At 68.2% G+C, this 25,439-nt stretch carries 23 protein-coding genes (1 of these 23 only partly in view); 9 read left to right on the forward strand and 14 right to left on the reverse strand.

Annotation, left to right across the window (positions count from 1 at the left end; translation table 11 throughout):
• Window positions 1-60: 60 nt before the first annotated feature.
• Together CKW06_RS01715 and CKW06_RS01720 are read left to right on the forward strand one after the other, a co-directional pair.
• On the forward strand, window positions 61-549 hold the full coding sequence (locus tag CKW06_RS01715) for a hypothetical protein (protein WP_024956367.1): 489 nt from the start codon (window positions 61-63) through the stop codon (window positions 547-549).
• Between the two features lie 99 nt (window positions 550-648).
• Entirely contained in the window at window positions 649-1,401 is a 753-nt protein-coding gene (locus CKW06_RS01720) for an SDR family NAD(P)-dependent oxidoreductase (protein ID WP_005411994.1), read from the forward strand.
• A gap of 89 nt (window positions 1,402-1,490) precedes the next feature.
• Here the strand turns inward: CKW06_RS01720 and CKW06_RS01725 are convergent, their stop codons facing one another.
• The 3 genes from CKW06_RS01725 to radC all read right to left on the reverse strand — a co-directional run bounded on the left by CKW06_RS01725 (window position 1,491) and on the right by radC (window position 4,918).
• Window positions 1,491-2,390, reverse strand: coding sequence for an SPOR domain-containing protein (locus CKW06_RS01725; RefSeq protein WP_005407757.1), 900 nt, complete (start codon window positions 2,388-2,390; stop codon window positions 1,491-1,493).
• A 21-nt stretch (window positions 2,391-2,411) separates the two neighbouring features.
• Entirely contained in the window at window positions 2,412-4,100 is a 1,689-nt protein-coding gene (gene argS, locus CKW06_RS01730; protein WP_012478915.1) for an arginine--tRNA ligase, read from the reverse strand.
• A 113-nt stretch (window positions 4,101-4,213) separates the two neighbouring features.
• Window positions 4,214-4,918, reverse strand: a complete 705-nt coding sequence (gene radC / locus CKW06_RS01735) for a RadC family protein (RefSeq protein WP_005407759.1) — start codon at window positions 4,916-4,918, stop codon at window positions 4,214-4,216.
• 151 nt (window positions 4,919-5,069) lie between these two features.
• Between radC and CKW06_RS01740 the strand changes: the two genes are divergently transcribed.
• A complete protein-coding gene (locus CKW06_RS01740) occupies window positions 5,070-6,125 on the forward strand; it encodes a hypothetical protein (RefSeq protein ID WP_024956366.1) in 1,056 nt (351 codons plus the stop codon).
• 11 nt (window positions 6,126-6,136) lie between these two features.
• Here CKW06_RS01740 and CKW06_RS01745 read toward each other — a convergent pair whose 3' ends face one another.
• Complete coding sequence (locus tag CKW06_RS01745) at window positions 6,137-6,763, reverse strand: response regulator (RefSeq protein WP_024956365.1); 627 nt, start codon at window positions 6,761-6,763, stop codon at window positions 6,137-6,139.
• A 228-nt stretch (window positions 6,764-6,991) separates the two neighbouring features.
• On the opposite strand from CKW06_RS01745, the gene coaBC reads away from it, so the two are divergent.
• Genes coaBC through CKW06_RS23885 form a run of 3 tightly spaced genes read left to right on the forward strand, consistent with a single transcriptional unit; the run spans window position 6,992 to window position 11,079 of the window.
• Window positions 6,992-8,254: a bifunctional phosphopantothenoylcysteine decarboxylase/phosphopantothenate--cysteine ligase CoaBC gene (gene coaBC / locus CKW06_RS01750; RefSeq protein ID WP_005407762.1), complete on the forward strand. Its 1,263-nt coding sequence runs from the start codon at window positions 6,992-6,994 to the stop codon at window positions 8,252-8,254.
• Window positions 8,251-8,724: a dUTP diphosphatase gene (dut, locus tag CKW06_RS01755; RefSeq protein ID WP_005407763.1), complete on the forward strand. Its 474-nt coding sequence runs from the start codon at window positions 8,251-8,253 to the stop codon at window positions 8,722-8,724. Before coaBC ends, dut begins: the two co-directional genes overlap by 4 nt.
• Window positions 8,725-8,736: 12 nt before the next feature.
• On the forward strand, window positions 8,737-11,079 hold the full coding sequence (locus tag CKW06_RS23885) for a phosphomannomutase/phosphoglucomutase (protein ID WP_005407764.1): 2,343 nt from the start codon (window positions 8,737-8,739) through the stop codon (window positions 11,077-11,079).
• 96 nt (window positions 11,080-11,175) lie between these two features.
• On the opposite strand, the gene CKW06_RS01765 is transcribed toward CKW06_RS23885, so the two are convergent.
• From CKW06_RS01765 to pyrE, 8 genes are all read right to left on the reverse strand, one after another.
• A complete protein-coding gene (locus CKW06_RS01765; RefSeq protein ID WP_024956363.1) occupies window positions 11,176-11,889 on the reverse strand; it encodes a response regulator transcription factor in 714 nt (237 codons plus the stop codon).
• Window positions 11,870-14,530: a sensor histidine kinase gene (locus CKW06_RS01770; protein WP_012478919.1), complete on the reverse strand. Its 2,661-nt coding sequence runs from the start codon at window positions 14,528-14,530 to the stop codon at window positions 11,870-11,872. Before CKW06_RS01770 ends, CKW06_RS01765 begins: the two co-directional genes overlap by 20 nt.
• A gap of 36 nt (window positions 14,531-14,566) precedes the next feature.
• A complete protein-coding gene (kdpC, locus tag CKW06_RS01775; RefSeq protein ID WP_024956362.1) occupies window positions 14,567-15,217 on the reverse strand; it encodes a potassium-transporting ATPase subunit KdpC in 651 nt (216 codons plus the stop codon).
• A complete protein-coding gene (gene kdpB, locus CKW06_RS01780) occupies window positions 15,214-17,271 on the reverse strand; it encodes a potassium-transporting ATPase subunit KdpB (protein ID WP_024956361.1) in 2,058 nt (685 codons plus the stop codon). Before kdpB ends, kdpC begins: the two co-directional genes overlap by 4 nt.
• Before the next feature lie 10 nt (window positions 17,272-17,281).
• Window positions 17,282-18,991 (reverse strand): potassium-transporting ATPase subunit KdpA, encoded by a 1,710-nt coding sequence (gene kdpA, locus CKW06_RS01785; protein WP_024956360.1) that lies wholly within the window; start codon window positions 18,989-18,991, stop codon window positions 17,282-17,284.
• Between the two features lie 12 nt (window positions 18,992-19,003).
• Window positions 19,004-19,096, reverse strand: a complete 93-nt coding sequence (locus tag CKW06_RS01790; protein WP_005407770.1) for a potassium-transporting ATPase subunit F — start codon at window positions 19,094-19,096, stop codon at window positions 19,004-19,006.
• A 174-nt stretch (window positions 19,097-19,270) separates the two neighbouring features.
• A complete protein-coding gene (locus tag CKW06_RS01795) occupies window positions 19,271-19,936 on the reverse strand; it encodes a hypothetical protein (RefSeq protein WP_005407771.1) in 666 nt (221 codons plus the stop codon).
• Between the two features lie 19 nt (window positions 19,937-19,955).
• Complete coding sequence (pyrE, locus tag CKW06_RS01800) at window positions 19,956-20,615, reverse strand: orotate phosphoribosyltransferase (RefSeq protein ID WP_005407772.1); 660 nt, start codon at window positions 20,613-20,615, stop codon at window positions 19,956-19,958.
• A gap of 162 nt (window positions 20,616-20,777) precedes the next feature.
• Between pyrE and CKW06_RS01805 the strand changes: the two genes are divergently transcribed.
• From CKW06_RS01805 to CKW06_RS01815, 3 genes are all read left to right on the forward strand, one after another.
• Complete coding sequence (locus CKW06_RS01805) at window positions 20,778-21,578, forward strand: exodeoxyribonuclease III (RefSeq protein ID WP_024956358.1); 801 nt, start codon at window positions 20,778-20,780, stop codon at window positions 21,576-21,578.
• Entirely contained in the window at window positions 21,575-22,948 is a 1,374-nt protein-coding gene (locus CKW06_RS01810) for an AmpG family muropeptide MFS transporter (RefSeq protein WP_005412009.1), read from the forward strand. Before CKW06_RS01805 ends, CKW06_RS01810 begins: the two co-directional genes overlap by 4 nt.
• 77 nt (window positions 22,949-23,025) lie before the next feature.
• Complete coding sequence (locus CKW06_RS01815; protein WP_005407775.1) at window positions 23,026-23,256, forward strand: hypothetical protein; 231 nt, start codon at window positions 23,026-23,028, stop codon at window positions 23,254-23,256.
• A gap of 79 nt (window positions 23,257-23,335) precedes the next feature.
• Here the strand turns inward: CKW06_RS01815 and CKW06_RS01820 are convergent, their stop codons facing one another.
• A complete protein-coding gene (locus tag CKW06_RS01820; RefSeq protein WP_024956357.1) occupies window positions 23,336-24,463 on the reverse strand; it encodes an anhydro-N-acetylmuramic acid kinase in 1,128 nt (375 codons plus the stop codon).
• 65 nt (window positions 24,464-24,528) lie between these two features.
• A protein-coding gene (locus tag CKW06_RS01825) for a M23 family metallopeptidase (RefSeq protein ID WP_005407777.1) crosses the window boundary here: on the reverse strand, window positions 24,529-25,439 show its 3' portion. Its footprint extends 562 nt past the window's final position; the window shows 911 of its 1,473 coding nt (coding positions 563-1,473); its start codon lies off the right edge, out of view — the gene reads right to left on this strand; it ends in the stop codon at window positions 24,529-24,531.

Here is a 25,439-nt window from a genome sequence, read left to right on the forward strand (position 1 = left end):
GTGTCACCGGAGTGTCATCGAACTGCAGCATCGTGGGCACTCGTTCGCTGAGACCCTTGCATGCGCCGGTATCTGTTTTCCGCACTGCTGCTCGCCAGCAGCTTCGCTGCCTTCGCCCAGGACCGCTTCGTACCCGTCGAGCGCCGCCTGAGTGCATCCCAACTGGCCGAGGTCGGGCTCAGTCAAGCGCAGTTGCAGGCGCTGAACCGGGTACTGCGCGAGGCAGAGCGCGCGGCCACCGGGCCGACGGCAGCGGTGGCCCCCGCCGCTGCGCCGCTGCCTGCCAATGTGCCGGCACCGGCAGCAATGCATCTGGGCCTGGAAGAAGGACCGGTCAATGCACGCGTGGTCGGAGAGGTCGCAGGCTGGCAGCCCGGCACGCTGTTCACCCTTGATAACGGCCAGCAATGGCAGGTGATGAAGGGGCAGATGAAGCTGCGCAAGGTGCTGCAGTCGCCGCAGATCGCCGTTGTTCCAGGAATTGCCGGGCGCTGGTTCCTGCAGGTCGACGAAGACCTGCCCAAGGCCAGGGTGTTTCGCGTGCGTTGAGCCGTGCACGCCTCGGGCGTGGTCAGGCGGCATCGACAACGCAAGGGCGGGCCGACGGTGCCAGAATGGGCGTCCGGTTTTTCCCCCTGGAGTTGCCTGATGACCCGCACTGTCCTGATTACCGGCGCCACGTCCGGCTTCGGCGCCGCCGCCGTCCACCGCTTCGCCCAGGCCGGCTGGAAAGTGATCGCCACGGGCCGCCGCGGCGAACGCCTGCAGCCGCTGGTCGATCGCTACGGCAAGGACGTGGTGCATGCCGCCGCCTTCGACATCCGCGATCCGGTTGCGATGGAAGCGGCGCTGCTGGCACTGCCGCCGGCCTTTGGCGAGATCGATCTGCTGGTCAACAACGCCGGCCTGGCGCAGGGCACCGCGCCGGCACAGAGCGCCAAGTTGTCGGACTGGACCACGATGATCGACACCAACATCACCGCGCTGGTGACCCTGACCCACCGCCTGCTGCCGCAGCTGGTGGAGCGCAAGGGCGCGATCATCAATATTTCGTCGGTGGCCGGCGTCTACCCGTACCCGGGTGGCAACGCCTACGGTGGCACCAAGGCTTTCGTCAGCCAGTTCTCGCTGGGCCTGCGTTCGGACCTGCACGGTACCGGCGTGCGCGTGACCACGATCGAACCAGGCATGGCTGAAACCGAGTTCACCGTGGTGCGTACCCACGGCGACCAGGCGGCGTCGGACAAGCTCTACAACGGCGCCAACCCGATGACCGCCGAAGACATCGCCGAACAGATCTTCTGGGTGGCCAGCCTGCCGCCGCACCTGAACATCAATCGCCTGGAACTGATGCCGGTCAGCCAGTCCTTCGCCGGTTTCCAGGTCGCCCGCGAAGGCTGACCGCCGATTGCAGAGTCGAGCATGGCTCGACTCTGCAGAAACAAGAAAAAGCCGGGCAATGCCCGGCTTTTTCATTCACAGCGGCAGGCTTACTGGGCCTTGATCGCCATCGCCTGCAGGCCGGTGCCATCCAGCTTCTGCTTGGCTTCGGACAGTTCACCGGCACTGCCATACGGCCCCATGCGCACGCGGTACACGGTCTTGCCGTTGATCTGTGCTGACTCCACGCGTGCCGCAAGTCCCATCATCGCCAGCTTGGCCTTGGTTGCTTCGGCATCGCCGGAGGCGCCGAAGGCGCCTGCCTGCAGGATATAGCGGGCGTTGTCGGCGGCCGCGGGTGCGGCAGTGGCCGGGGTACCCGCCGTTGCCGTTGCGGTTTCCGCGCGCGCTGCCGGCGTGGCGGCGGCGGTGCTGGTCGAGGCCGTGCTGGCCGGCGGCGTTGCCGCAGCCGGACGTTCACTCAGCGGTGCCGGCAGCGGACGGCTGGTGGCGGTCACCTGCGCGGTGCTGGACACGCTGGCGGTGGCCGCCGGTGCCGGTGCGGTCGTGGTCGCCGGCGGAACCGGCTTGCCTTCCAGTGCCGCCTGCGCGCGCTGCGCTTCCGCCTTGGCCCGGCGCTGGTCTTCGGCACGCGCGCTGGCGGCCAGTTCGGCGTCGGACATCTCGACTTCCTTGCCCGGCAGCAGGGTGTAGAAGTCGTACTGGGTGGCGGCCGGCTTTTCCGGTTCGGCCGGCTTCGGCGCAGCCGGCTGCGCGGCCGGCTGGGTACCGACATCGCTGTCGGCATCGGCGACCGGGGCCGGCTGCGCGTTCGGGTTCGGCTGCGGACCGGCGCGCAGGAAGCCATCGCCCTCGCCCTTGAACAGGTTCGGCGCCGCCAGGAACACCACGGCCGCGATCGCTACACCGGCCACCAGCCACACCCATCCGGGGGTGCCCTGGCTGCCGCTGTTGCGTCGTGCCTGGCTTTTGCCGCGTCGTGCTGCCATGTGTACTGCGTCTCCTGATGCTTACATTTTTTCCGGGGCGCTGACGCCCAGGAGTTCGAGGCCATTGGCCAGTACCTGGCGCGCCGCGCAGGCCAGGGTCAGTTTGGCGTTGCGATCGGCGGCATCTTCCACCAGCACCGGCGTTCCGTGATACCACGTGTGGAACGCGTGCGCCAATTCACGCAGGTACTGCGCCACCAGATGCGGTTCCAGCGCCACGCCGGCCGCTTCCACCACTTCCGGATAGCGCGAGATCTCGTTCATCAGCAGCAGCGAGGCGTCGTCGGCCAGGCGGCCGAGGTTGGCCAGGCCGTTGCCCTGCTCGTACACCAGGCCCTTCTCCTGCGCCTGGCGCAGCAGGCTGCAGACGCGGGCATGCGCGTACTGCACGTAGAACACCGGGTTGTCGTTGCTCTGCTGGCGGGCCAGGTCGATGTCGAAGGTCAGCTGCGAATCGGGCTTGCGCGCGATCAGGAACCAGCGGGTGGCATCGCGGCCGGCTTCCTCGATCAGGTCGCGCAGGGTGAAGTAGCTGCCGGCACGCTTGGACAGCTTCACTTCCTCGCCGCCACGCATGACGGTGACCATCTGGTGCAGCACGTATTCCGGCCAGCCCTGCGGGATGCCCACTTCCATCGCCTGCAGGCCGGCGCGCACGCGGGCCAGCGAGCCGTGGTGGTCGGCGCCAAGCTCGGTGATCGCGCGCTCGTAGCCGCGCTGCCACTTGGACAGGTGGTAGGCCACGTCGGGCACGAAGTAGGTGAAGGTGCCGTCGGACTTGCGCATCACGCGGTCCTTGTCGTCACCGAAGTCGGTGCTGCGCAGCCACAGCGCGCCACCTTCTTCATAGGTATGACCCGACGCCTGCAGCTTGGCCACCGCTTCGGCTACCTTGCCGTCGGCGTACAGCGAGCTTTCCAGGAAATAGATGTCGAAGTCGACGCCGAACGCGGCCAGGTCCAGGTTCTGCTCGTTGCGCAGGTAGGCCACGGCGAAGCGGCGGATCGCCTGCATGTCGTCCGGGTCCTTGGCGCCGACCACGGTGCTGCCTTCCAGGTCGACGCTGGCGCCGGCCATGTAGGCGCGTGCGACGTCGGCGATGTACTCGCCGCGGTAGCCACCTTCCGGCCAGCCGTCCTGGTCCGGCGCGATGCCCTTGATCCGTGCCTGGGTGGACAGCGCCAGGTTCTCGATCTGCACGCCGGCGTCGTTGTAGTAGAACTCACGCTTGGCGTTCCAGCCGTTGGCATCGAGCACGCGCGCCACGCAGTCGCCGATCGCCGCCGCGCGGCCATGGCCGACATGCAGCGGGCCGGTCGGGTTGGCCGACACGTACTCCACGCCCACCGTGCGGCCATTGCCGGACAGGTTGCGACCGTAGTCGTGGGCTTCCTTGATGACCGACGCGGCTTCGCGCTGGTACGCAGCCGGGGCCAGGTGGAAGTTGATGAAGCCGGGGCCGGCGATCTCGACCTTGCTGACGTCCTCGCTGCGCGGCAGCGCCTCGACCAGCGCCTGCGCCAGTGCGCGCGGATTGCTGCGCGCGGCCTTGGCCAGCAGCATCGCGGCGTTGGTGGCGAAGTCACCGTGGTCGCGGGTCTTCGGGCGCTCGACCACGAAGTCCGGCGGCAGGGAGTCGGCGGGCAGGGTGCCATTGGCGCGCAAGGCTTCGATGCCTTGGCTGATCAGGGCGCGGAGGAGATTTTTCACGAGGCCTGCTGTGAGAATGAGCGGCGGAATCGCCCATTTTAGCGCAGATACCCGCGCCCACGCTGACCAGAACATGCCTGTGGGGGCGGCCGATGGCGCCTGAAGGGCCGCGCTCAGCCGAACAGCCGCGGCTGGGGCGGGGATAGCAGGCCCCGTTCAGCAAATGAAACGGGACGACCCTCGCCGACCACGAAGTGGTCCAGCAGGCGCACGTCCACCATCGCCAGCGCCTGCTGCAGTTCGTCGGTGATGCGGGTATCGGCGCTGGAGGGTTCCGGATCGCCGGAAGGGTGGTTGTGGCTGAGGATCACCGCCGCCGCGTTGTGCAGCAGGGCGCGCCGCACCACTTCGCGGGGGTAGACCGGTGCGGCGTTGATGGTGCCGTGGAACAGCTCTTCACAGGCGATCAGGCGGTGGCGGTTGTCCAGGAACAGGGCCATGAAGACCTCGCGGGCCTGGCCACGCAGCCGGTGCTGCAGGTAGCGGCCGACCGCCGCCGGATTGTTGCCAACCGCCTCGCCGTGCTCCAGCTCGGCCGCCAGGTAGCGATGGGCCAGTTCCAGCCCGGCAGCAAGCGTGCAACTGCGTGCCGGGCCGAGCCCGGGCAGGCGGGCGAGCTCGGCGGCGGGGCGGTCGAGCAGTACCCGCAATGGGCCGTGCGCCTGCAGCAGGTCGCGCGCGGTCTGCACGGCATCGCGGCCACCGAACCCGGAGCCGAGAAACAGGGCCAGCAGTTCGGCGTCGGAAAGTGCCGTGGGCCCGCGCGCGATCAGCTTCTCGCGGGGGCGTTCCTGTTCGGGCCAGTCGTGGATGGGCATGGCCCCAATCTTGGACGTTTGGCCCCACCACCGAAATCAGGAAACCGGGATGAGAGGGGTCAGTCGATGCCTACCAGGCAGATTTGCAACAAACTTCAATGGATCCACTGATCGCCTTCTCTAGACTTCAACGGTGTGCTTGGGAGACCCGATGAAGCGACTTTCCCTGATCCTGATTCTTTCAACCTCGATGCTGCCTGGTCCGGCGGGGGCTGGGGACGCTGCGGCGACCTACGAGGAACTGCCCTCGTTGGCCAACAGCGGAGTTGCCGTCGTGGCGGCAAGCTTCGATGGCGCTGTACTGGCGGGGACTGGGCGTCGCGGATGCTGCTTCTCGCAGGCATTCCGATGGTCCCGTCAGGATGGCGTCCGTTGGCTGTCACCGCGGAACGAGGCAGAGGACAGTTCGGCTCGGGCAATCAGCAGGGATGGTCAGATCATCCTGGTGGAGACCCGAATCTCGACCGCGATGCAGGTTCTCCGCTGGTTGCGTGGGGGCGAACGGGTTGCGGTTACCCCGGTCAGTGAATCCCACCAAGGCCTGGCGATGAACGCTGATGGGACAGTCGTCGGGGGAGCGCAGTACCTTTACCACTCACCGGATAGCGAGCAGCCCTACCTGTGGAGCGAGGCAGGGGGCTATCGCATTCTTCCGGCGCCTGAAGGAGCCGACGGTACACGTCCTACCCATTTCGACCCGGATCCGGCTGTCATCCATGGCATTTTCTTTGTCGACGGGCCTGAACCAGGCGATCCCGCGATGCCCATGCGGATCCGGTGGCGAAACGATGAAATCGACCCTGCCTCGCTTGTCCCCATGCCGGATGACACGCTCCAGATTGGTCAGATCGCCTCGGCGCAGTCGCTCCAGGCGGCAGGGATCGATCGCTACGAGCCAATGTCGATCGTGTGGATGGATCTGCAGGGCGGAATCCTGCTGGGAAGCGAGCCGTTTTCGAATCAGGCACTGATTTGGACGCGCAGCAATGGCGTGTGTCGTCTGCAAGACTGGCTGCAGGCACTTCCTGTGGAGCTCCCTGAAGATACCCGTTGGGAGGGCTCTCTGGTCAGCCCGGACGGACGCGTGTTGGTTGGCCTTGGGCACCGCAAGGGAGGCGAGGAGCAGGTTCCCTGGCGGGTATCGTCGGAGGTGCCCTTGGCAGACATTGTCCTTTCTGCCCCTGGTTGCGCCGCTCCAGCTGGCTGAGTCCCAATGCCCTAACCGCGCCGGGTCTGCAGGTAGTCGAACAGTTCCTGGTTGTTCTGCAGGCCCAGCTTGCGCTTGGCTTCGGCCTTCTGCCGGCTGATGGTCTTCGGGCTGCGCCCGCAGCGCTCGGCGACTTCGTTCACGCTGAGGCCGGCTGCCAGCAGCTCCAGCACTTCCTGTTCGCGTGCCGACAACGGCGCCGACTGACGCGGAAACAGCAGGTCGCGCGCCTGCAGGTGGTGGCGCAGCTGCTGGGAGACGAATACCTGCCCGGCCAGCGCGGCGTTCAGCGCGTGGGGCAGTTCGGCGAAATCGGCGCACTTGTCGACCAGGCCACTGATACCCTCCCGCAGCAGGCTGTCCAGCAGGCCGGGATGGCGGGCGCCGGTCAGCACCACCACCGGCAGGCCAGGGCGGCGCATGCGCAGCGCGTCGATCAGCTCCGGACCGTCCGGACCGGCACCCGGCATCGACAGGTCGGTCAGCACCGCATCGCAGTCGTGGTGATCCACCAGCTCCAGCAGCTGGGCGCCGTCGCGCGCACTGCCGACGATGTCCATCAGGTAGGTCTGCAGCACGATACGGATGCCATGCAGGACCACGGGATGGTCGTCGGCGATGATGATGCGCGGATGCACGCGGCTCCTCGAAGGTCGGACAGGCCACGGCGGGCGGCAGCCAATGTCTGATTCTGCAAAAGCGCAGACCCGTAGAGGTATAGGAAAGGTCCGAAACTGATACCGGGTGAATCCCGGGTCAACGGAGACGGACTCCATCTGCTGATAGCCGCCCGCTATGTGCGCCCTGCACCGGGACATTACCGACCATCGGGTAAGCTAGCGCCCTCGTTTGCACAGGAATTCCAGGTGGCTGACTCCCCCAACGCTTCCCCCGCGCCGGCCCGCGCGCTGGAAGGTCAGAAACTGCTGTTGTGCGTCGGAGGCGGGATCGCGGCCTACAAGGCCCTGGAACTGGTGCGGCGCCTGCGCGACGCCGGTGCCCAGGTGCAGGTGGCGATGACCGCCGGAGCACAGCAGTTCGTCACTCCGCTCAGTTTCCAGGCCCTGTCCGGGCAGCCCACCCGCACCACGCTGTGGGACAGCGCCGCCGAACAGGCCATGGGCCACATCGAGCTGGCCCGCTGGGCCGACCGCATCGTGGTCGCCCCGGGTACCGCCGATCTGCTGGCCCGGCTGGCCCAGGGCCACGCCGATGATCTGGTCAGCACCGTGTGCCTGGCCAGTACCGCGCCGCTGACGATCTGCCCGGCGATGAACCACCGCATGTGGCTGCATCCGGCCACCCAGGCCAACATCGCCCTGCTGCGCCAGCGCGGCGCGCAGGTGATCGGCCCGGTCGACGGTCCGCTGGCCGAAGGCGAATCCGGTCCCGGCCGTCTGGCCGAACCGGGCGACATCGTTGCCGCGCTGGCTGCCAATGGCAGTGCTGCAGCGGCGGTTGTCGCACCGGAAACCCGCGCGCTGCAGGGCCTTCGCCTGCTGATCAGCGCCGGCCCGACCTATGAAGACATCGATCCGGTGCGTTACGTCGGCAACCGCAGCAGCGGCAAGATGGGCTTTGCCCTGGCCGCGGCCGCCGCGACGATGGGCGCCCAGGTGGTGCTGGTCAGCGGTCCGGTACAGCTGCCGACGCCAGCCGGCGTGCAGCGCGTGGACGTGCGCTCGGCCGCGCAGATGCGCGATGCCGTGCTGAAGTCGTTGCCGGCCGACATCTATATCGGTGCTGCCGCAGTGTCCGACTACACGCCACGCCAGGTCGCGCCGCAGAAGCTGAAGAAGACCGCCGACAGCCAGTCGCTGGTGATCGAGCTGGTGCGCACGCCGGACATCCTCGCCGAAGTCGCTGCACAGACGCAGTCGCTGAAGCTGGTGGTCGGCTTCGCCGCCGAGACCCACGACGTGGAGAAATATGCGCGTGGCAAGCTGGTCGACAAGCGCCTGGACCTGGTGATCGCCAACCAGGTCGGCATCAGTGGCGGCGGTTTCGAGAGCGACAACAATGCCGCCACGGCCTTCTGGCAGGACGGTGAACAGATATTCCCGGCCACCTCCAAGCGCGAGCTGGCCGAACAACTGCTGGCGCTGATCGCGCGGAGACTCCAGGCATGACCCAGGCTTCCACTTCCCAACCGCTGCAGGTCAAGCTGCTTGATCCGCGTTTCGGCGACAGCTGGCCGCTGCCCGCCTACGCCACCGAAGCCAGCGCCGGCATGGACCTGCGCGCGGCGCTGGATACCGCGCTGACCCTGCAGCCGGGCGACACCGCGCTGGTGCCCAGCGGCCTGGCCATCCATATCGCTGATCCGCACCTGTGCGCGGTGATCCTGCCGCGTTCCGGGCTGGGCCATCGCCACGGCATCGTGCTCGGCAACGGCACCGGCCTGATCGACGCCGATTACCAGGGCCCGTTGCTGATCAGCGTCTGGAACCGTGGCCGCGAGGCCTTCACCATCGAGCCGGGCGATCGCATCGCGCAGCTGGTGGTCGTGCCGATTGCCCGCGTCAGCCTGCAGGTGGTGGATACTTTCACCGACAGCGTGCGGGGAACGGGTGGATTCGGCCATACCGGGGTGCGTTGACGGGGGACATCGATGAGCGGCATCGGGGAAGGGCAGCGGGAACGGTCGTTGGGACGCAGTGCGCCACTACTGGGGGTGCTGCTGGTCCTGCTGGCCGGCTGGTTCGGATGGAGCGCGGTGCAGCAATGGCGGCAGGAGGCCAACGGCCAGGCGCTGGAAGAAGCGCGTGACCAGGCCGTGCAGGGCTTGCAGGAGGCCGCAGCCGGCCAGCTGAAGCAGCTGCAGCAGCAGTTGAAGAACGAACGCGTGCAGCAGGCACTGCAGGCCGGCGACGCCGCGGCAGCGGCGCTGGCCGTGCGCGAGAGCTGGACCGGCGTGGAGCAGGCTGACGTGCTGACCGCCGATCTGGCCACGGCCTATGCCGACCCGGCCACCTTCGGCTACGCACGCCTGGCCCTGCTGGAACAAGCGCTGGCCGAGGGCAAGCCTGGCCTGCGCGTGGTCCGCGATGCAGGTGGCAATCGCCTGGGTCTGGCGGCTCCGGTGCAGCTGGGCAGCCTTGGCCCGGCAGTGCTCTACGTGCGCCAGCCATTGCTGCGGCTGACCTCGCCGCTGGACCAGGTGAGCGCCCCGTCCACCGGTTTCCTGGGCCTGCGCCAAGGCACGCATGACCTCGTTGCCCAGGGCGACGCTGGCCTGGCCGAGAGCGCCGAAGCGCTGGCGCGCCCGGTTCCGGGCACGCCGTTGCGGCTGGTGGCCGCCGTACCGAATGTCGAAGCGGGTCCGCTGGGCCTGGGTTCGCTGGCCAGTGCCATCGTCGCGCTGCTGCTGGCGTTCATCGCCGTGCTGCTGGTGGTGGGTCGCGGCCGGCTGCCGAAGTCGCTGCCTTTGCCGCGCCGTGCGGCCGTGGCGGAAGCGGATCATGGCCCGACCCTGAGCGAGAGCCTGCAGATGGCGCCGCCACCGGTGGCCGCCGCCAGCGCCGCGGACACTGCGCCGCCGCCACCACCGGTCCCTGCTGGGGAACTGGCCGCCGGCATCTTCCGCGCCTACGACATCCGTGGCGTGGTCGGCAGCGAACTGACGCCGAAGACCGCCGCGCTGATCGGCCAGGCCATCGGTACCGTGGCGCTGGAACAGGGTCTGCGCGAGGTGGTGATCGGCCGTGATGGCCGCCTGTCCGGCCCGGAACTGGCTGCGGGATTGGCCGAAGGCTTGCGTCGCACCGGTTGCGCGGTGATCGACATTGGCCTGGCACCGACCCCGGTCGTCTATTACGCCGCCTTCCACCTGCGCACCGGCACCTGCGTGGCGGTCACCGGCAGTCATAACCCGCCCGAGTACAACGGCTTCAAGGTGGTCATCGGCGGCGAGACGCTGTCAGGCGATGCCATCACCGATCTCTACCAGCGCATCGTCGAGGGGCGCCTGGCGCAGGCGGCCGAGCCGGGCGATTACCAGCAGCGCGATGTCAGTGCCGACTACATCCAGCGCATCGCCGACGACGTGCAGCTGGACCGCCCGTTGAAGGTCGTGGCCGATGCCGGCAACGGCGTCGCCGGTGCGCTTGCACCACAGCTGCTGGAAGCCATCGGCGCCGAAGTCATCCCGCTGTACTGCGATGTCGACGGTACCTTCCCCAACCATCATCCCGACCCGAGCGAGCCGGCCAACCTGGAAGACCTGGTGCAGACGGTCAAGCGCTTCGGCGCCGACCTCGGCGTCGCCTTCGATGGCGACGGAGACCGGTTGGGCGTGGTCACCGGCGAAGGCAGGATCATCTATGCCGACCGCCTGCTGATGCTGTTCGCCGCCGACGTGCTGATGCGCAACCCCGGCGCGATGGTGATCTACGACGTGAAGTGCACCGGCAAGCTGTCCGATCACGTGCTGCGCAATGGTGGCAGCCCGTTGATGTGGAAGACCGGGCACTCGCTGATGAAGGCGAAGATGCGCGAGACCGATGCCGAGCTGGCCGGCGAGATGAGCGGCCACTTCTTCTTCAAGGAGCGCTGGTTCGGTTTCGACGATGGCCTGTATGCCGCCGCGCGACTGCTGGAGATCCTGGCGCAGCGCGAGGAAACCCCGGACGAGGTGCTGGCCGAGCTGCCGGAGATGGTGGCCACGCCGGAACTGAAGGTGCCGGTGGCCGAAGGCACGCCGCATGCGCTGGTGGCGATGCTGGTGGCGGCGGCACAGTCGCCGGACAACCCGTATGTGGGCGGCCGCCTGTCGACCATCGACGGCCTGCGCGTGGACTTCCCCGATGGCTGGGGCCTGGTGCGTGCTTCCAATACTACGCCGGTGCTGGTGCTGCGCTTCGAGGGCAACGACGAGGCGGCACTGGAACGCATCCAGGCGTTGTTCCGCAGCCAGCTGCAGCCGGTGCTGGGCGACACTCCGCTGGGGTTCTGACCCCTTTGGAAGCTGCAGCAGAATGGGTAGTGCCGGCCGCTGGCCGGCAAGCCCATGAACCTCACACACCCTGCAGTTGCCGGCCAGCGGCCGGCACTACCCCTTGAAACGCAAGCCCACGCCCGGCTCGGTGAACAGGTAGCGCGAATCCAGCGCTGAATCGCCCAGCTTGTGCCGTAGCTTGCCGACCAGGATGCGCAGGTAGTGGGTGTCGTGCTGGTGGGTCGGGCCCCAGATTTCCTGGAGGATCTGCGGCTGGGTCACCACCCGCCCGGCATTGCGCAGCAGCAGCGACAGCAGCGCGTACTCCTTGCGGGTCAGCGCCACCGGCTCGCCATCCAGCGCCACTTCGCGGCGTACGAGATCCACATGCAGATGGCCATCGTCGAACATCGGTGGCGTGCCGTCGCTGGGCACGCTGCGCGTGCGCAGCAGCGCCCGCACCCGCGCCATCAGCTCCTGGGTGCCGAACGGCTTGGTCACGTAGTCATTGGCGCCGGTATCCAGTGCGCGCACCTTTTCGGCTTCACCCGCACGCACGGTCAGCATGATCACCGGCACCTGGCTCCACTGCCGCAGTTGCTCCAGCACCTCATGGCCTTCCATGTCCGGCAGGCCGATGTCCAGGATCACCAGGTCCATGTCCTCGCTGGCCGCCAGCTGCAGGCCTTCCTGGCCGGTGGCCGCCTGCCGCACCTGGTAGCCCTGCGCGCGCAGGCTGATGTCCAGGAACCGGCGGATCTGGGTTTCATCATCGATCACCAGCACGCGCGGGGCCGGCGCGCTGGCGTCAATCGGAGTCGGGCTCATCGTGGGAGGCTGGCTTGAGCAGGGGCAGGGTGATGCGGATCAGGGTACCGCGACCGTCGCGTCCGGGCAGCGCCTGCACGCTGCCGCCATGCGCACCGACCATGCCCTGGCAGATGGTCAGGCCCAGGCCGGTGCCGTGGCGGCCACGGTCGCCGCGCTCGACGCTGTAGAACATGTCGAAGATGCGCGCGCGCTCGTCATCGGGAATGCCGGGGCCGGCATCGATCACATCGATGCGCAGCTGTCCGTCCAGTTCGCGCGCCTGCACCTGCACGGCGGCATCGGGTGGCGAGAACTTGGCCGCGTTTTCCATCACGTTGAACACCGCCTGTTCAACCAGCGCCGGGTGTACCCAGATCGGCGCGAGCGTGGCCGGAATATCCAGCTCCAGCCGCACCTTGGGCTGGTAGCGCTGCAGGCGCCGCGCCGCCGAGCCGATCAGCTCGTCCACGCCGATCCAGTCGCGGTTGATCTTCAACCCTTCGTGGCCGAGCCGGGTCATGTCCAGCAGGTTCTGGATGTAGCGGTCCAGCCGCTCGCCTTCGACCAGGATGGTGTCCAGCAGGGCACGGCGATCAGCCGTATCCATCGCCGCACCGTAGCTGGCCAGGCTGTCGGCCGAACCGATCATCGCCGCCAGCGGCGAGCGCAGGTCGTGCGACACCGAAGAGAGCAGCGCCGAGCGCAGCCGCTCGGTCTCGTTGCTGACGTGGGCCTGCTCCAGTTCGGCCACCAGCCGCGTGCGCAGCGCGGCCTGGGCGATGTCGTCGACCATCGCCTCGGCCAGCTGCCGCTGCTCGGGCAGCAGGCGCGCCTGTGCGCCGGGCAGGTAAAGGCCCGCCACGCCGATGGCGCGGTCTTCGCCATCCAGCAGCGGCAGGAACCACCACTGCGCACCGGCCAGGGTGTCGGTGAAGCGCCCGCTGGGCTGGCCGTGGCGCAGTGCCCAATCGGCGGCGGCCAAGTCGGTATCGCCCGGCTGGCTGCGGCCACCGGTTGCGGTATCGGCGCCGATCCGTAGCCACGCTGGAACGTCCATGGCCTGTTCCAGTGCATGCCGACCCGCCTGCGCCACCTCGCCGTTGCCGGCCGCGCTGGCCAGCTGCCGTCCCAGCTGCTGGCGCGCACGCGCATGTCGATTCGCCGCACGCAGCGCGATCACCTGCATGCGCAGGCGCGAGGCCAAGCGTCCGGCCACCAGCGCGGCGGCCAGGAACAGGAACACGGTGATCACGCCCTGGCGCGCGCCGATGGCGAAGGTGAAGCGCGGTGCGATGAACAGGAAGTTGTAGGCGAGGAAGCACAGGATCGCCGCCATCACCGCCACGCTGGCGCGCGTGCGTGCGGCCACCAGCACCACCGCCACGATGAACACCATCGACAGGTCGGCCATGCCGACCCAGCGTTCGGCCAGCCATGCCACCGCACAGGCCAGCGCGGTGGCGATCAGCGCCTGCACCGGTTCGTAGCTGATGCCGCGCATCGGCGGCAGCAGGCCCTCGCGGCGCGAGCGCGCACGTGCCTGCGGGGTGCTGATGATGGTGATCTCGTAATGCGCGCCGCGCTGGATCAGCTGCTGGGTCAGGGTGCGGTTGAACATCCGCGCCAGTGGACGTTCGCGGGTCCGGCCGAGCACCAGGGTCGACACGCCGTTGTGCGCGGCATGGTCGAGCAGGGCATCGGCGATGCTTGATCCGTGCAGCAGTTCGGCGTCGCCGCCGAGGCGCCGTGCCAATGCGAAGGCCGCATCGATCTCGCGCCGGGTCGCCTCGTCCTGGCGTCGGCCCTGCACGGTCACCACCGTCCACGGCGCATCGCGGCGTTCGGCGATGCGCCGCGCCACCCGCACCAGGTATTCGCTCTGACCGCCGCCATCAATGGCCACCAGCACGCCACGACGCAGTGGCAGGTTGCTCTCGCCGCGCGCGGCGCGCGCTTCACGCAGGCTGCTGTCGACGCGGTCGGCGGCCTCCTGCATGGCCAGCTCGCGCAGTGCGGTGAGGTTGGCCGGCGAGAAGAACGCCTGCAGCGCCTGCGCGGCCTGTTCGGGCACATAGACCTTGCCCTGCTGCAGGCGCGCGATCAGCTCGCGCGGCGGCAGGTCGACCAGCACGATGTCGTGCAGGCGGTCGAGCACGCCATCCGGCACGGTCTCGCTCACGCGTACGCCGGTGATGCGCATCACCACGTCATTGAGGCTTTCCAGATGCTGGATGTTGACCGTGGTCCAGACGTCGATGCCGGCGTCCAGCAGCTCCATCACATCCTGCCAGCGCCGCTCGTGGCGGCTGCCGGGTGCATTGCGATGGGCCAGTTCGTCCACCAGCACCAACGCCGGATGCCGTGCGAGCACGGCATCCAGGTCCATCTCCTGCAGGGCATGGCCGTGGTAGGCCACGTCCTTCAGCGGCAGCTGTGGCAGCCCCTCCAGCAGCGCCTGGGTATCGGCACGGCCATGGGTTTCCACCAACCCGACCACCAGGTCGACGCCGCGGCGCAGCTGTTCCTGCGCGCGGGTCAGCATGGCGTAGGTCTTGCCCACGCCCGGCGCCGCGCCGAGGAACACGGTCAGCTTGCCGCCGGCTTCGCGTTGCAGGCCTTCGACCAGGGCATCGGCCTGGCGGGTACGCGCATCAGTCATGGGTGCCATTGTGCGCGCAGCCGGTGCAGGCCGGCATCACGGTGCCTTGGCCGCGTGGTCCAGCGCGAAGTTCAGCGTCACCACGTTCACCCGCGGCTGGCCGAACAGGCCCCACTGGCGACCTTCGGTGTGCGCCTGCACCAGTGCCTGCACGCGTTCCACCGGCAGGCCACGGGCACGCGCCACGCGGGCTACCTGCAACTGCGCTGCAGCCGGCGACAGCTGCGGATCCAGGCCGCCGGCGGACTGCGTGACCAGGTCCGCAGGAACCTGCGCCGGGGCAACGCCTTCGCGTGCGGCCACCGCCGGGGTGCTGGCGGCAACACGCTCGGCCAGCGCCGGGTTGCTGCGCGCCATGTTGGAACCGGCTGCCGCCATCGGGTCGTAGTTGGCCGCCGATGGCCGTGCCTGGAAGTAGCCATCACCGGTGAACGGCTGCGACAGCCACGCCGAGCCGCGCACCTGGCCATTGCCATCGCGCAGCAGGCTGCCCTCGGCCTGGGTCGGGTAGGCCAGGCCGGCGAAACCGGTGGCGATGCCGGCGTAGACCGCACCGGCCAGCAGCAGGGTGGCCAGGCCCAGGCCGATCGCCGGGCGCCAGCTGGCGCCGTCCTGCAGGCTGGCCACGCGGGCCTCGGCCTTCGGTTCGCGGGACAGGGAAGTGGAGGTGGGAGCAGAACGGTTCATGCGCCGAATACCAGGACAAGAAGGAGGTCGATCGCCTTGATCGCTGCGAACGGCAGCAGCACGCCGCCGAGGCCGTACACCAGCATGTTCCGGCGCAGCAGCGCCGTTGCGGTGGCCGGGCGGAAGCGCACGCCACGCAGGGCGAGCGGGATCAGGGCGGGAATCACCAGGGCGTTGAAGATCAGCGCCGCCAGCACCGCGTTGCGCGGGCTCGACAGCTGCATCACGTTCAAGGCGGCCATGGTCGGAACGGCCGCGGCGAACAGCGCCGGCAGGATCGCGAAGTACTTGGAGACGTCGTTTGCCAGCGAGAAGGTGGTCAGCGCGCCGCGGGTGATCAGTTGCTGCTTGCCTACTTCCACCACTGCCAGCAGCTTGGCCGGGTCCGAATCGAGGTCGACCATGTTGCCGGCCTCTTTCGCCGCCTGCGTACCGGAGTTCATCGCCAGGCCGATGTCGGCCTGGGCCAGTGCCGGGGCGTCGTTGGTACCGTCACCGACCATCGCCACCAGGCGGCCACCGGCCTGCTCCTGGCGGATGCGCGCCAGCTTGTCTTCCGGTCGCGCCTCGGCGATGTAGTCGTCGACACCGGCTTCGGCAGCGATCGCGGCGGCGGTCAGCGGATTGTCGCCGGTGATCATCACCGTGCGGATGCCCATCGCCCGCAACTGCGCGAACTTCTCGCGCATGCCGTGCTTGACCACGTCCGACAGCTCGATCACGCCCAGCACGTGGCGGCCCTCGGCCACCACCAGGGGGGTGGCACCGTTGCGTGCGACCTGCTCGACACGCCCGGCCAGTTCAGCCGGCACACTGCCACCCAGTGCCTGCACGTGGGCACGGATCGCATCGGCCGCACCCTTGCGGATCTGCCGCCCATGTTCAAGATCCACGCCGGACATGCGGGTCTGCGCACTGAACGCCAGGTACTCGGCGTGGTCCGGTTCAGCGGTGGCGCAGCCCTGTTCGCGCGCCAGACGCACGATCGACTTGCCTTCCGGGGTCGGGTCGGCCAGCGAGGACAACAGCGCCGCTTCACGCAGCTGGCTGGCATCGATACCGGCCAACGGATGGAAGTGGCTGGCCTGGCGGTCGCCGTAGGTGATGGTGCCGGTCTTGTCCAGCAGCAGCACGTCCACGTCTCCCGCGACTTCCACCGCCTTGCCCGACTTGGCCAGCACGTTGGCGGCCAGCGCGCGGTTCATGCCGGCGATGCCGATGGCCGGCAGCAGGCCGCCGATGGTGGTCGGGATCAGGCAGACCAGAAGCGCGATCAGCAGCAGCGGGTCAACCTGCACGCCTACCGCCGCGCCAATGGCCGGCAGCGTCGCCACCACCACCAGGAAGGTCAGCGTCATCGCCGCCAGCAGCAGGGTCAGTGCGATCTCGTTCGGCGTCTTCTGCCGGTTGGCGCCTTCCACCAGCGCGATCATCCGGTCCAGGAAGCTGTGGCCCGGCTCGGCGGTCACCCGCACGATGATCTGGTCGGACAGCACCTTGGTTCCGCCGATCACACCGGAACGGTCGGTACCGGCCTCGCGCAGCACCGGTGCCGATTCGCCGGTCACCGCTGCTTCGTTGATGGTGGCCAGGCCCTGCACGATCTCGCCATCGGCCGGTACCAGTTCACCGGCACTGACGATCACATGGTCGCCCGGGCGCAGCTCGGCGGCTGGCAGCTGGGTTTCCGCGGCACCCGGCTGCGGTGCGGCCAGGCGGCGTGCCACCAGATCCTGGCGGGCACGGCGCAGCGACGCGGCCTGGCCACGGCCACGCGCCTCGGCCACGGCTTCGGCGAAATTGCCGAACAGCACGGTCACCAGCAGGATCGCGGTCACCACCAGGCCAAAGCCCAGCGGCGCATTGCCGGTCAGGGTGACGATCGCGGCCACGATCGTGCCGGCCATCACCACCGCCATCACCGGGCTGCGCACCAGATGCATCGGCGACAGCTTGCGCACTGCCTCGACCAGTGCGCGGCGCAGGCCTGCGCCATCCAGCAGGGCAGGGCGCGGTGCGAGGGAACTACGGGTTGAACTTGCATGGGTACTCATTGCGGTGTCCTCAGTGCAGTCCCAGGCTCAGGTGGTCGGCGATCGGGCCGAGTACCAGCGCCGGCATGAACTGCAGCACGGTCAGGATGACGATCACCGAGACCAGGGTCAGGGCGAAGGTCGGCGTTTCGATCTGCAGGCTGCCGGCAGACTCCGGCGCCTGGCGCTTGGCAGCCAGCTGTGCGGCCACCACCAGCGGGATGATCAGCAGCGGGAAGCGGCCCAGCAGCAGTACCAGCGAGCAGCTCAGGTTCCACCACAGCGTGGCGTCACCCAGCCCCTCGAAGCCCGAACCGTTGTTGGCATAGGCCGAGACGTACTCGTAGAACACCTGGCTGATGCCATGGAAGCCGGGATTGGAGGTGCCGGCCAGGCCGGGCACGGCCAGGGTGATCGCGGTGAACACCAGCAGGGTGATCGGCTGCAGCAGCACCAGCAGGGCCAGCAGGCGTACCTGTGGCGTCTCCAGCTTGCGGCCGAACAGTTCCGGCGTACGCCCGGTCATCAACCCGGCCAGGAACACGCCCAGCAGGAGGTACACGATGAACTGCTGCAGGCCGCAGCCGATGCCGCCCCAGATCGCGCTGACCAGCATGTTGACCATCGCGATGCCGCCACTCAGCGGCGCCAGCGAATCGTGCATGCCGTTGACCGAGCCGTTGGAGACCTGGGTGGTCACCGCCGCCCACAGCGCAGTGCCATCGGCGCCGAAGCGCACTTCCTTGCCTTCCATCAGCAGCGGGGTGGCGGCGCTGGCGCTATGCCCTTCGCTCCACATCATCGCGCCGGTGGACAGCAGCGACATGCCCAGCATGCAGCTGAACACCAGGGCGCCGAAGCGGCGCCGGCCGGTGAACGCGCCGATCATGAAGATCACCGCCATCGGCACCAGCAGGATGCCGACGATCTCCAGCGCGTTCGACAGCGGGGTCGGGTTCTCCAGCGGGAAGCTGCTGTTCGGGCCATACCAGCCGCCGCCGTTGGCGCCCAGCTGCTTGGCCGCGACCATCGCCGCCACCGGTCCCAACGGCAGTTTCTGTTCGGCCATGCCAGCGCTGGCATCGATCGGCGTGGCCTGTGGGCCACCGGCCATCGTAGACGGCACGCCCTGGCTGGTCAGCACCAGCGTCCACACCAGGCACAGCGGCAGCAGGAAGCGCACGCACAGGCGCACCACGTCCACGTAGTAGTTGCCCACCGCCACCTGGCGGTCATCGCCGGCCCCGGTGGTCGCCGCAGCCTGCGGCGCGCGCGAGAACAACGCGCGCAGCGTCGCCACCGCCAGCGCCAGGCCCATCATCGGCGTCACCACCTGCAGGCCGGTGATGCCGGCCATCTGCGAGAAGTAGGACAGCTGCGCCTGGCCCGAATAGTGCTGCTGGTTGGTGTTGGTCAGGAACGAGATCATCGTGTGCAGCGCGGTGTCCCAGCGCATGTTCGGGATCTGGTCCGGGTTCAACGGCAACCAGGCCTGGGTCATGAACACCGCCTGGGTCAGCACCGCGACCACCACGTTGCTCAGCACGAAGGCCAGCACGTAGCCGCGCCAGGACATGGCGCGCGACGGATCGACCCCGAACACCCTGTACAGCGGCTTCTCGATCCAGTGGAACAGCACGTCGACCTTCATCGGCGTGCCGCGCATCACGCGCGCCAGGTACAGGCCCAGCGGCCACGCCAGCAGCAGGCTGGCGGCAATAATCACAAGCATCTCAGTCATGGCCGGCTCCGCTCAGAACGACTCGGGCCGCAGCACGACATAAAGGAGATAGGCGGCGGCAACCAGCACCAGCACGCCACACAACAACGACAGCCAGGGGGACATTGCAATAGCGTCCTGGTGGAACCCCTCCACCTCAGGCCGCCATCGTCGTCCTGCCCCCCATAAACGCACTACGCGCCGGACCGGGCCGACGCGTAAAGAGTGCATAAATTCCGTGGGCTAACCCGTAACCAGGCCCGGGGTAGCGCCGGGCCATGCCCGGCGGAGGCAGCGCCGTCAGCCCGCCGGAGCGTCCGCCGGCACCAGCCCCTTCAGCTCGCGATAGCGCTGCAGGGTGCTGTCGATCTCGGCCTTCAACGCCTGTTGCTGCTGCACCAGCCCGGCCTGCAGGCGCTGCTGCGCCTGCAGCTGCGCATGCCGCTTGCGGATCGCCTCGGCCTGCTTGTCGGCCACCTTGGCGCCGGCCAGCTCGCGGTCTCCCGCCGCCGACAGCAGCGCCACCAGCGACTCACGCAGGCTGGTGACGTTGTACTCGGCTGTCTTCAGGTTGTTGTCCAGCACTTCCTGGCGCTCGGCAAACACCCGGCGCAGGTCGGCCTCGCTGCCGTAGGTGGACAACATGGCCTGCTCGGTGCGCTGGCGGGTCTGCTCGGCCATCAGGTCCAGCTGTTGCTGCTGCGCAGCGGTGCTGGCAGCGGCACGCTCCTCGTCGGTCAACGCGCGCTGGACCTGCGCATTGCGCAGGCCCGTGCTCGCATTGAATTCCTCGCGGGCATGGTTGACCGCGTCGGCCGGCAGCGAATCACTGCAGATCCGCTCCTTGCCCTCGTTCCAGCAGTACAGCTTCTTTTCCGCCTTGCCGCTGTCGCGCGACTGCGCCGGTACGGTGAACGGCACGACCAGCAGCAGGCCGGCGAAGAGGACAGCAGGAACTCGGGACATGACCTTTCCCCTGGGTCGGTCAGCGGATCGAACGAACGCCGTACTGGGCCCGGTAGGCTTCCAGCGGCTGCCGGTAACCCACAAGTTCCGGGTTGCCGGAGGCGAAATCAAGCAGATCGGCCAGCGATGCCACGGCGATCACCGGGATACCGGCTTCTTCGGCCACCGACTGCGCGGCAGAACGGCGGTCGGTCTCCGAAGCGATCTCCTGGCGGTCCAGTGCCACCACGATGCCGGCCGGGGTGCCACCGGCGGCGCGGATGATGCCCAGCGCTTCGCGGATCGCCGTACCGGCGGTGATCACGTCGTCGACGATCAGCACGCGCTTGCCCTGCATGTCGGCGCCGATCAGCTGGCCACCCTCGCCATGGTCCTTGGCTTCCTTGCGGTTGAACGACAGCGGCAGGTCGCGGCCGCGCTGGGCCAGCTCGCAGGCCATCGCGGTGGCCAGCGGGATGCCCTTGTAGGCTGGGCCGAACACCACGTCGTACTTGATCCCGCTGGCATCAATGGCATCGGCATAGCACGCGCCGAGCTGGGACAGCAGCGAGCCGGAGTCGAAGCGCCCGGCGTTGAAGAAATAGGGGCTCAGCCGGCCGGACTTGAGGGTGAACTGGCCGAAGCGAAGGGCGTCGGCGGTCAGGGCCAGCTGCAGGAAACGGTGGCGGTGGTCGCTCATCAAAACTCGATTCATCTTCATTTGGAGCACAAATCCTAATCCAGCTGGGCGTTTCGCGCTCGTCCGGCCCCGTGTGAAGGCGCTGGCGGGCCCACCCGGCGGACTGCGCAGCCCTGCAGTCAACCGGTATGCTTGCCCGGTTTCCCGCCGTAGGTCTTCCGCATGCGCATCATCAGTTTCAACGCCAATGGCATCCGTTCCGCCGCGACCAAGGGCTTCCTCGACTGGTTCCGTGCCCAGGATGCCGATGTCCTGTGCATCCAGGAAACCAAGGCCCAGGAAGACCAGCTGAGCGACCCGATGTTCCGCCCGGACGGCCACCACTGCTTCTACCGCGACGCCATTACCAAGAAGGGCTACAGCGGCGTGGCGATCTACAGCAAGCGCGAGCCGGACCAGGTCATCACGTCGCTGGGCTGGGCCCCGTTCGACGACGAAGGCCGCTACATCGAGGCACGCTACGGCAACCTCAGCGTGGTCTCCTTCTATATCCCGTCCGGCAGCTCGGGCGACCTGCGCCAGGGCTTCAAGTTCGAAGTGATGGAATGGCTGCGGCCGATCCTGGAGGAGTGGGCGCGCAGCGGCCGCGACTACGTGCTGTGCGGCGACTGGAACATCGTGCGTTCGGCGCTGGACATCAAGAACTGGAAGTCCAACCAGAAGAATTCCGGCTGCCTGCCGGAGGAACGCGACTGGCTCAACGCCCTCTGCGCCGACCACGGCCAGGCCACCGATGTCGCCGCCGGTCGCGGCTGGGCCGATGCCTACCGCCTGCTCAACCCCACCGGAGAGGACTACACCTGGTGGAGCAACCGCGGCGCCGCCCGTGCCAACAATGTCGGTTGGCGCATCGACTACCAGTTCATCACCCCGGGCCTGCGTGACCGCCTGCGAAGCTGCTCGATCTACCGCGACGAGCGCTTCTCCGACCACGCCCCGTTCACCGTGGACTACGACCTGTGACCGAGGCTGCCAAGCCGCGCCGACCGTGGCAGCAGGTGTTGTCCAACCTGAGCCAGCGCAAGGTGCTGGCGATGCTGCTGCTCGGCTTCAGTTCCGGCCTGCCGATCTATCTGGTGGGCAACACGCTCGGCTTCTGGATGCGCAAGGAAGGCATCGAGCTGAGTACGATCGGCTTCCTGTCATGGGTCGGGCTGGCCTACACCATGAAGTTCCTGTGGGCACCGATCGTCGACAAGACCGACGTGCCTCTGTTCGGCCGCTTTGGCCGCCGCCGTGGCTGGATGCTGCTGTCGCAGCTGGTTGTGGTGGTGGGCCTGGTCGGCATGGCGCTGGTCCAGCCCAAGGGGGGCCAGATCCAGTTCCTGGGTATCGCCTGGCAGCACATCGTCGTGTTCGGCGTGATGGCCGTGATCGTGGCGTTTGCTTCGGCCACCCAGGACATCGTCATCGATGCCTGGCGCATTGAAAGTGCTGACAACAGCGAGCAGCTTGGACTGCTGACCTCATCCTCGGCACTGGGCTACCGCACTGCATTGCTGGTCACCGATGCGCTGATCCTGATCATCGCAGCCCGTGTTGGTTGGCAGGTTTCCTACGAGATCATGGCCGTGCTGATGGCGCTTGGCGTCGTGGCCGTGGTCATGGCCCGTGAACCCGCGCGGGAAGTGGCTGCCGTGCAGGCACAGGCGACCTCCCTATGGACGCCGCGCGGATTGTTCGACGCCGTGGCGGGGCCGTTCATCGCCTTTGTCCGCGAGCATCGCAGCGGCGCGATCCTGATCCTGGTGGCCATCAGCGTCTATCGCATGGCCGACTTCGTCATGGGGCCGATGGCCAACCCGTTCTACGTCGATCTCGGCCTGGACGAGGACACCGTTGGCGCTGTGCGAGGCTCGGTGGGCCTGGTCGCGACCTTCGTCGGCATTGCTGCAGCGGGCCTGGTCTCGGTCCGCTGGGGGGTGCTGGCGGCGCTGATGGTAGGCGCCGTGCTGGGGCCGGCCTCCAACCTGGCGTTTGCCTGGCTGGCCTATTCCGGCCCGGACACAACCCATTTCGCCGTGGCCATGGCAATCGACAACTTCGCCAGCGGCTTCGCCGGTACGGCGCTGATCGCCTACATGTCGAGCCTGACCAGCATTGGATACACCGCAACCCAGTACGCACTGCTGAGCTCGTTCTACGCGATGCCCGGCAAGGCGCTCAAGGGGCTCTCGGGGTGGTCGGTACAGACGCTCGCACAGGGCCGGACGCTGCTGGAAGGCTACGCGCTGTTCTTCGTCGGTACCGCGCTGGTGGCGATCCCGGTAGTGATCCTCTGCGCCCTGCTGATCCTGCAGCAGCGCCGTCGCCAGGCCGCCGGCTCGACCTGATTGCCTGCCCGCCCGGTCTGCGGGATCATCGCCCCGACGCGCCGAGGGGGCGGTGCCTTGCGAACGGGGAAGTGAGCATGGCCGACGTTGTGCTGCGGGACCTGGACCCGCTGCTGCTGGAACGTATCAAACGCGTCGCGGTCGCCCGCGGCTGGACCCACGAACAGACCTGTGCCGCCTTGCTGGAGCAGGGCCTGTTCAGCAGTGAACTGGAAGTCCGCTCCGGCTTCGGCGATCCGGAAGTGGATGCCCTGTCCGATGCCATTGCCGCCCTGCAGGCCTTGCCCGCAGGGCAGGGCTTCGATTAGCGGCCGCGCCGCAATGCTGTAGAGACGAGCCCACGTCCGGCTGCCCGGTAGATCCACGCCACGCGTGGATGGCGCCACCTCACGCCAGGTGGATCGCACCCAGGATCCGCGGGCCCTTAGCTCCGGTCACGCTTGGCAGGTTGCCGGCCAGCCCGTCCATCGTCCGCTGCGCCAGCCATGCAAAGCCCATCGCTTCCACGTACTCCGGGTCCAGCCCGTGCACGGCGCTGGATTCCACCTGCACGTCCGGCAGCCGGGCCGCGAGGCGCTTCATCAGCTGCCGGTTGCGTACCCCGCCGCCACAGACCAGCAGGCGGCGGGTCTGCGGCTGCTGCGCCAGCAGCGCGTCGGCCACCGTTGCCACGGTCAGCTCCAGCAGGGTCGCCTGCACGTCGGCCGCCGCGTACTGGCCTTCGGCCATGTGCGCCTCGGCCCAGGCCAGGTGGAACTGCTCACGGCCGGTGCTCTTCGGCGGCGGCAGCGCGAACCACGGGTCCGAGCGCCAGCCCGCCAGCAGGCCCTCGTCCACCGCGCCGCTGGCGGCGTACGCGCCGTCGGCATCAAAGGTCCGGCCGGTGTGGCGCTGGCACCAGGCATCCATCAGCGCATTGGCCGGGCCGGTATCGAAGCCACGTACCGCACCTTCGCGCGGAATCAGGGTCAGGTTGGCGATACCGCCCAGATTGAGCACGGCGCGGTCTTCGTCGGCCGTGCCCAGCATGGTCAGGTGGAAGGCCGGCATCAGTGGCGCACCATGGCCCCCGGCCGCCACGTCGCGGCGGCGGAAGTCGGAGACCGTGGTGATCCCGGTCAACTCGGCGATGCGGTTGCCGTCGCCCAGCTGCACGGTGAAGGCGGGGTCGGCCAGCGGCCGGTGACGCACGGTCTGCCCATGCGAGCCGATCGCGCGCACCTGGCTGCGGTCCACGCCAGCCTCGGCCAGCAGCTGGTTGGCGGCCCCGGCGAAGCTGATCGCGATCCGGGCGTCCAGCTCGCCCAGCTCCTCCAGCGAATCCAATGGACCACCTTCGCCCAGCGCCACCAGCCGTGCACGCAGCACCGGCTCCCAGCGGGCGGTCAGGCCGTGCACGAAGCGGCAGCCTCCGCCGGCAGGAAACTGCACCAGCGTGGCATCGATGCCGTCGGCACTGGTGCCCGACATCAGGCCAAGGTACAGGGGGGCGTCAGTGTCGGCAGTCGTGTTCATGGCGGGCATAAAAAAAGGACGCGGCAAGCTTGTGCTGCCGCGTCCTTCTTCGTCAACGCAGGGGCTCAGCCGCGCTTGCGGCCGGTGCTGCTCTTGTCCTTGGCGCTGGCCACCTCGGGGGCGGCCTCGTCGCGGCTGGTCGGTGCCGGGCTGGCATCGGCGTAGATCAGCTTCTCCATGCCCTGGATGCGGGCCATCGCCGGCGCGGTCTGCGCGCGGAAGGCGACCAGCTCGGCGCCCTTCAGCGGCTCCGGCGGCGGCATGGTCACGGTCAGCGGGTTGCGGTGCTCGCCGTTGACGCGGAATTCGTAGTGCAGGTGCGGGCCGGTGGCCAGGCCGGTCGAGCCGACATAACCGATCACCGTGCCCTGGGCCACCCGCTGGCCGGTCTTGATGTTCGCAAAGCGCGACATGTGCCCATACAGGGTGGTGTGGCCACGGCCGTGGTCGAGGATCACCACGTTGCCGTAACCGCGCTGCACGCCGGCGAACTGCACGCGGGCGTCGCCGGCGGCCATGATCGGGGTGCCGGTGCGCGCGGCGTAGTCCACGCCCTTGTGCATGCGCATCTTGCCCAGCACGGGGTGCTTGCGCGCACCGAAGGTCGAGCTCAGCCGCGCGAACGGGATCGGCATGCGGATGAAGCTCTTCTTCAGCGAACGGCCGTTGATGTCGTAGTACTCGGACTTGCCGTTGCGGTCGAAGCGGAAGCCGGAATAGGTCTTGCCACCGGTGGTGAAAGTCGCCGCCAGAATCTTGCTGGTGTCCACCTTCTCGCCTTCGCGCCAGGTTTCATCCATCACCACGCTGAAGCGGTCGCCCGGCTGCAGGTCCTTCGAGAAGTCGATGTCGTACTTGAAGATGTCGTCGGTCATCGTCGCGATCGCCGACGGCGACAGCCCGGCGCGGCGGGCCGCGGCATACAGCGAGCTGGTGATCTCGCCACTGGTGACCACCGTGCGCGTGGAGGTCTCGC

The sequence above is a fragment of the Stenotrophomonas maltophilia genome (assembly GCF_900186865.1).
In the GTDB taxonomy this organism is placed as follows: domain Bacteria; phylum Pseudomonadota; class Gammaproteobacteria; order Xanthomonadales; family Xanthomonadaceae; genus Stenotrophomonas; species Stenotrophomonas maltophilia.

Bases quoted from the DNA above. Each gene is read 5' to 3' on its own strand.
- CKW06_RS01715 (WP_024956367.1), top strand. From the start codon at position 61: ATGCGCCGGTATCTGTTTTCCGCACTGCTGCTCGCCAGCAGCTTCGCT.
- CKW06_RS01720 (WP_005411994.1), top strand. From the start codon at position 649: ATGACCCGCACTGTCCTGATTACCGGCGCCACGTCCGGCTTCGGCGCC.
- CKW06_RS01725 (WP_005407757.1), bottom strand. From the start codon at position 2,390: ATGGCAGCACGACGCGGCAAAAGCCAGGCACGACGCAACAGCGGCAGC.
- radC (WP_005407759.1), bottom strand. From the start codon at position 4,918: ATGCCCATCCACGACTGGCCCGAACAGGAACGCCCCCGCGAGAAGCTG.
- CKW06_RS01740 (WP_024956366.1), top strand. From the start codon at position 5,070: ATGAAGCGACTTTCCCTGATCCTGATTCTTTCAACCTCGATGCTGCCT.
- dut (WP_005407763.1), top strand. From the start codon at position 8,251: ATGACCCAGGCTTCCACTTCCCAACCGCTGCAGGTCAAGCTGCTTGAT.
- CKW06_RS23885 (WP_005407764.1), top strand. From the start codon at position 8,737: ATGAGCGGCATCGGGGAAGGGCAGCGGGAACGGTCGTTGGGACGCAGT.
- CKW06_RS01765 (WP_024956363.1), bottom strand. From the start codon at position 11,889: ATGAGCCCGACTCCGATTGACGCCAGCGCGCCGGCCCCGCGCGTGCTG.
- CKW06_RS01770 (WP_012478919.1), bottom strand. From the start codon at position 14,530: ATGACTGATGCGCGTACCCGCCAGGCCGATGCCCTGGTCGAAGGCCTG.
- kdpC (WP_024956362.1), bottom strand. From the start codon at position 15,217: ATGAACCGTTCTGCTCCCACCTCCACTTCCCTGTCCCGCGAACCGAAG.
- kdpB (WP_024956361.1), bottom strand. From the start codon at position 17,271: ATGAGTACCCATGCAAGTTCAACCCGTAGTTCCCTCGCACCGCGCCCT.
- kdpA (WP_024956360.1), bottom strand. From the start codon at position 18,991: ATGACTGAGATGCTTGTGATTATTGCCGCCAGCCTGCTGCTGGCGTGG.
- CKW06_RS01790 (WP_005407770.1), bottom strand. From the start codon at position 19,096: ATGTCCCCCTGGCTGTCGTTGTTGTGTGGCGTGCTGGTGCTGGTTGCC.
- CKW06_RS01795 (WP_005407771.1), bottom strand. From the start codon at position 19,936: ATGTCCCGAGTTCCTGCTGTCCTCTTCGCCGGCCTGCTGCTGGTCGTG.
- pyrE (WP_005407772.1), bottom strand. From the start codon at position 20,615: ATGAGCGACCACCGCCACCGTTTCCTGCAGCTGGCCCTGACCGCCGAC.
- CKW06_RS01805 (WP_024956358.1), top strand. From the start codon at position 20,778: ATGCGCATCATCAGTTTCAACGCCAATGGCATCCGTTCCGCCGCGACC.
- CKW06_RS01815 (WP_005407775.1), top strand. From the start codon at position 23,026: ATGGCCGACGTTGTGCTGCGGGACCTGGACCCGCTGCTGCTGGAACGT.
- CKW06_RS01820 (WP_024956357.1), bottom strand. From the start codon at position 24,463: ATGAACACGACTGCCGACACTGACGCCCCCCTGTACCTTGGCCTGATG.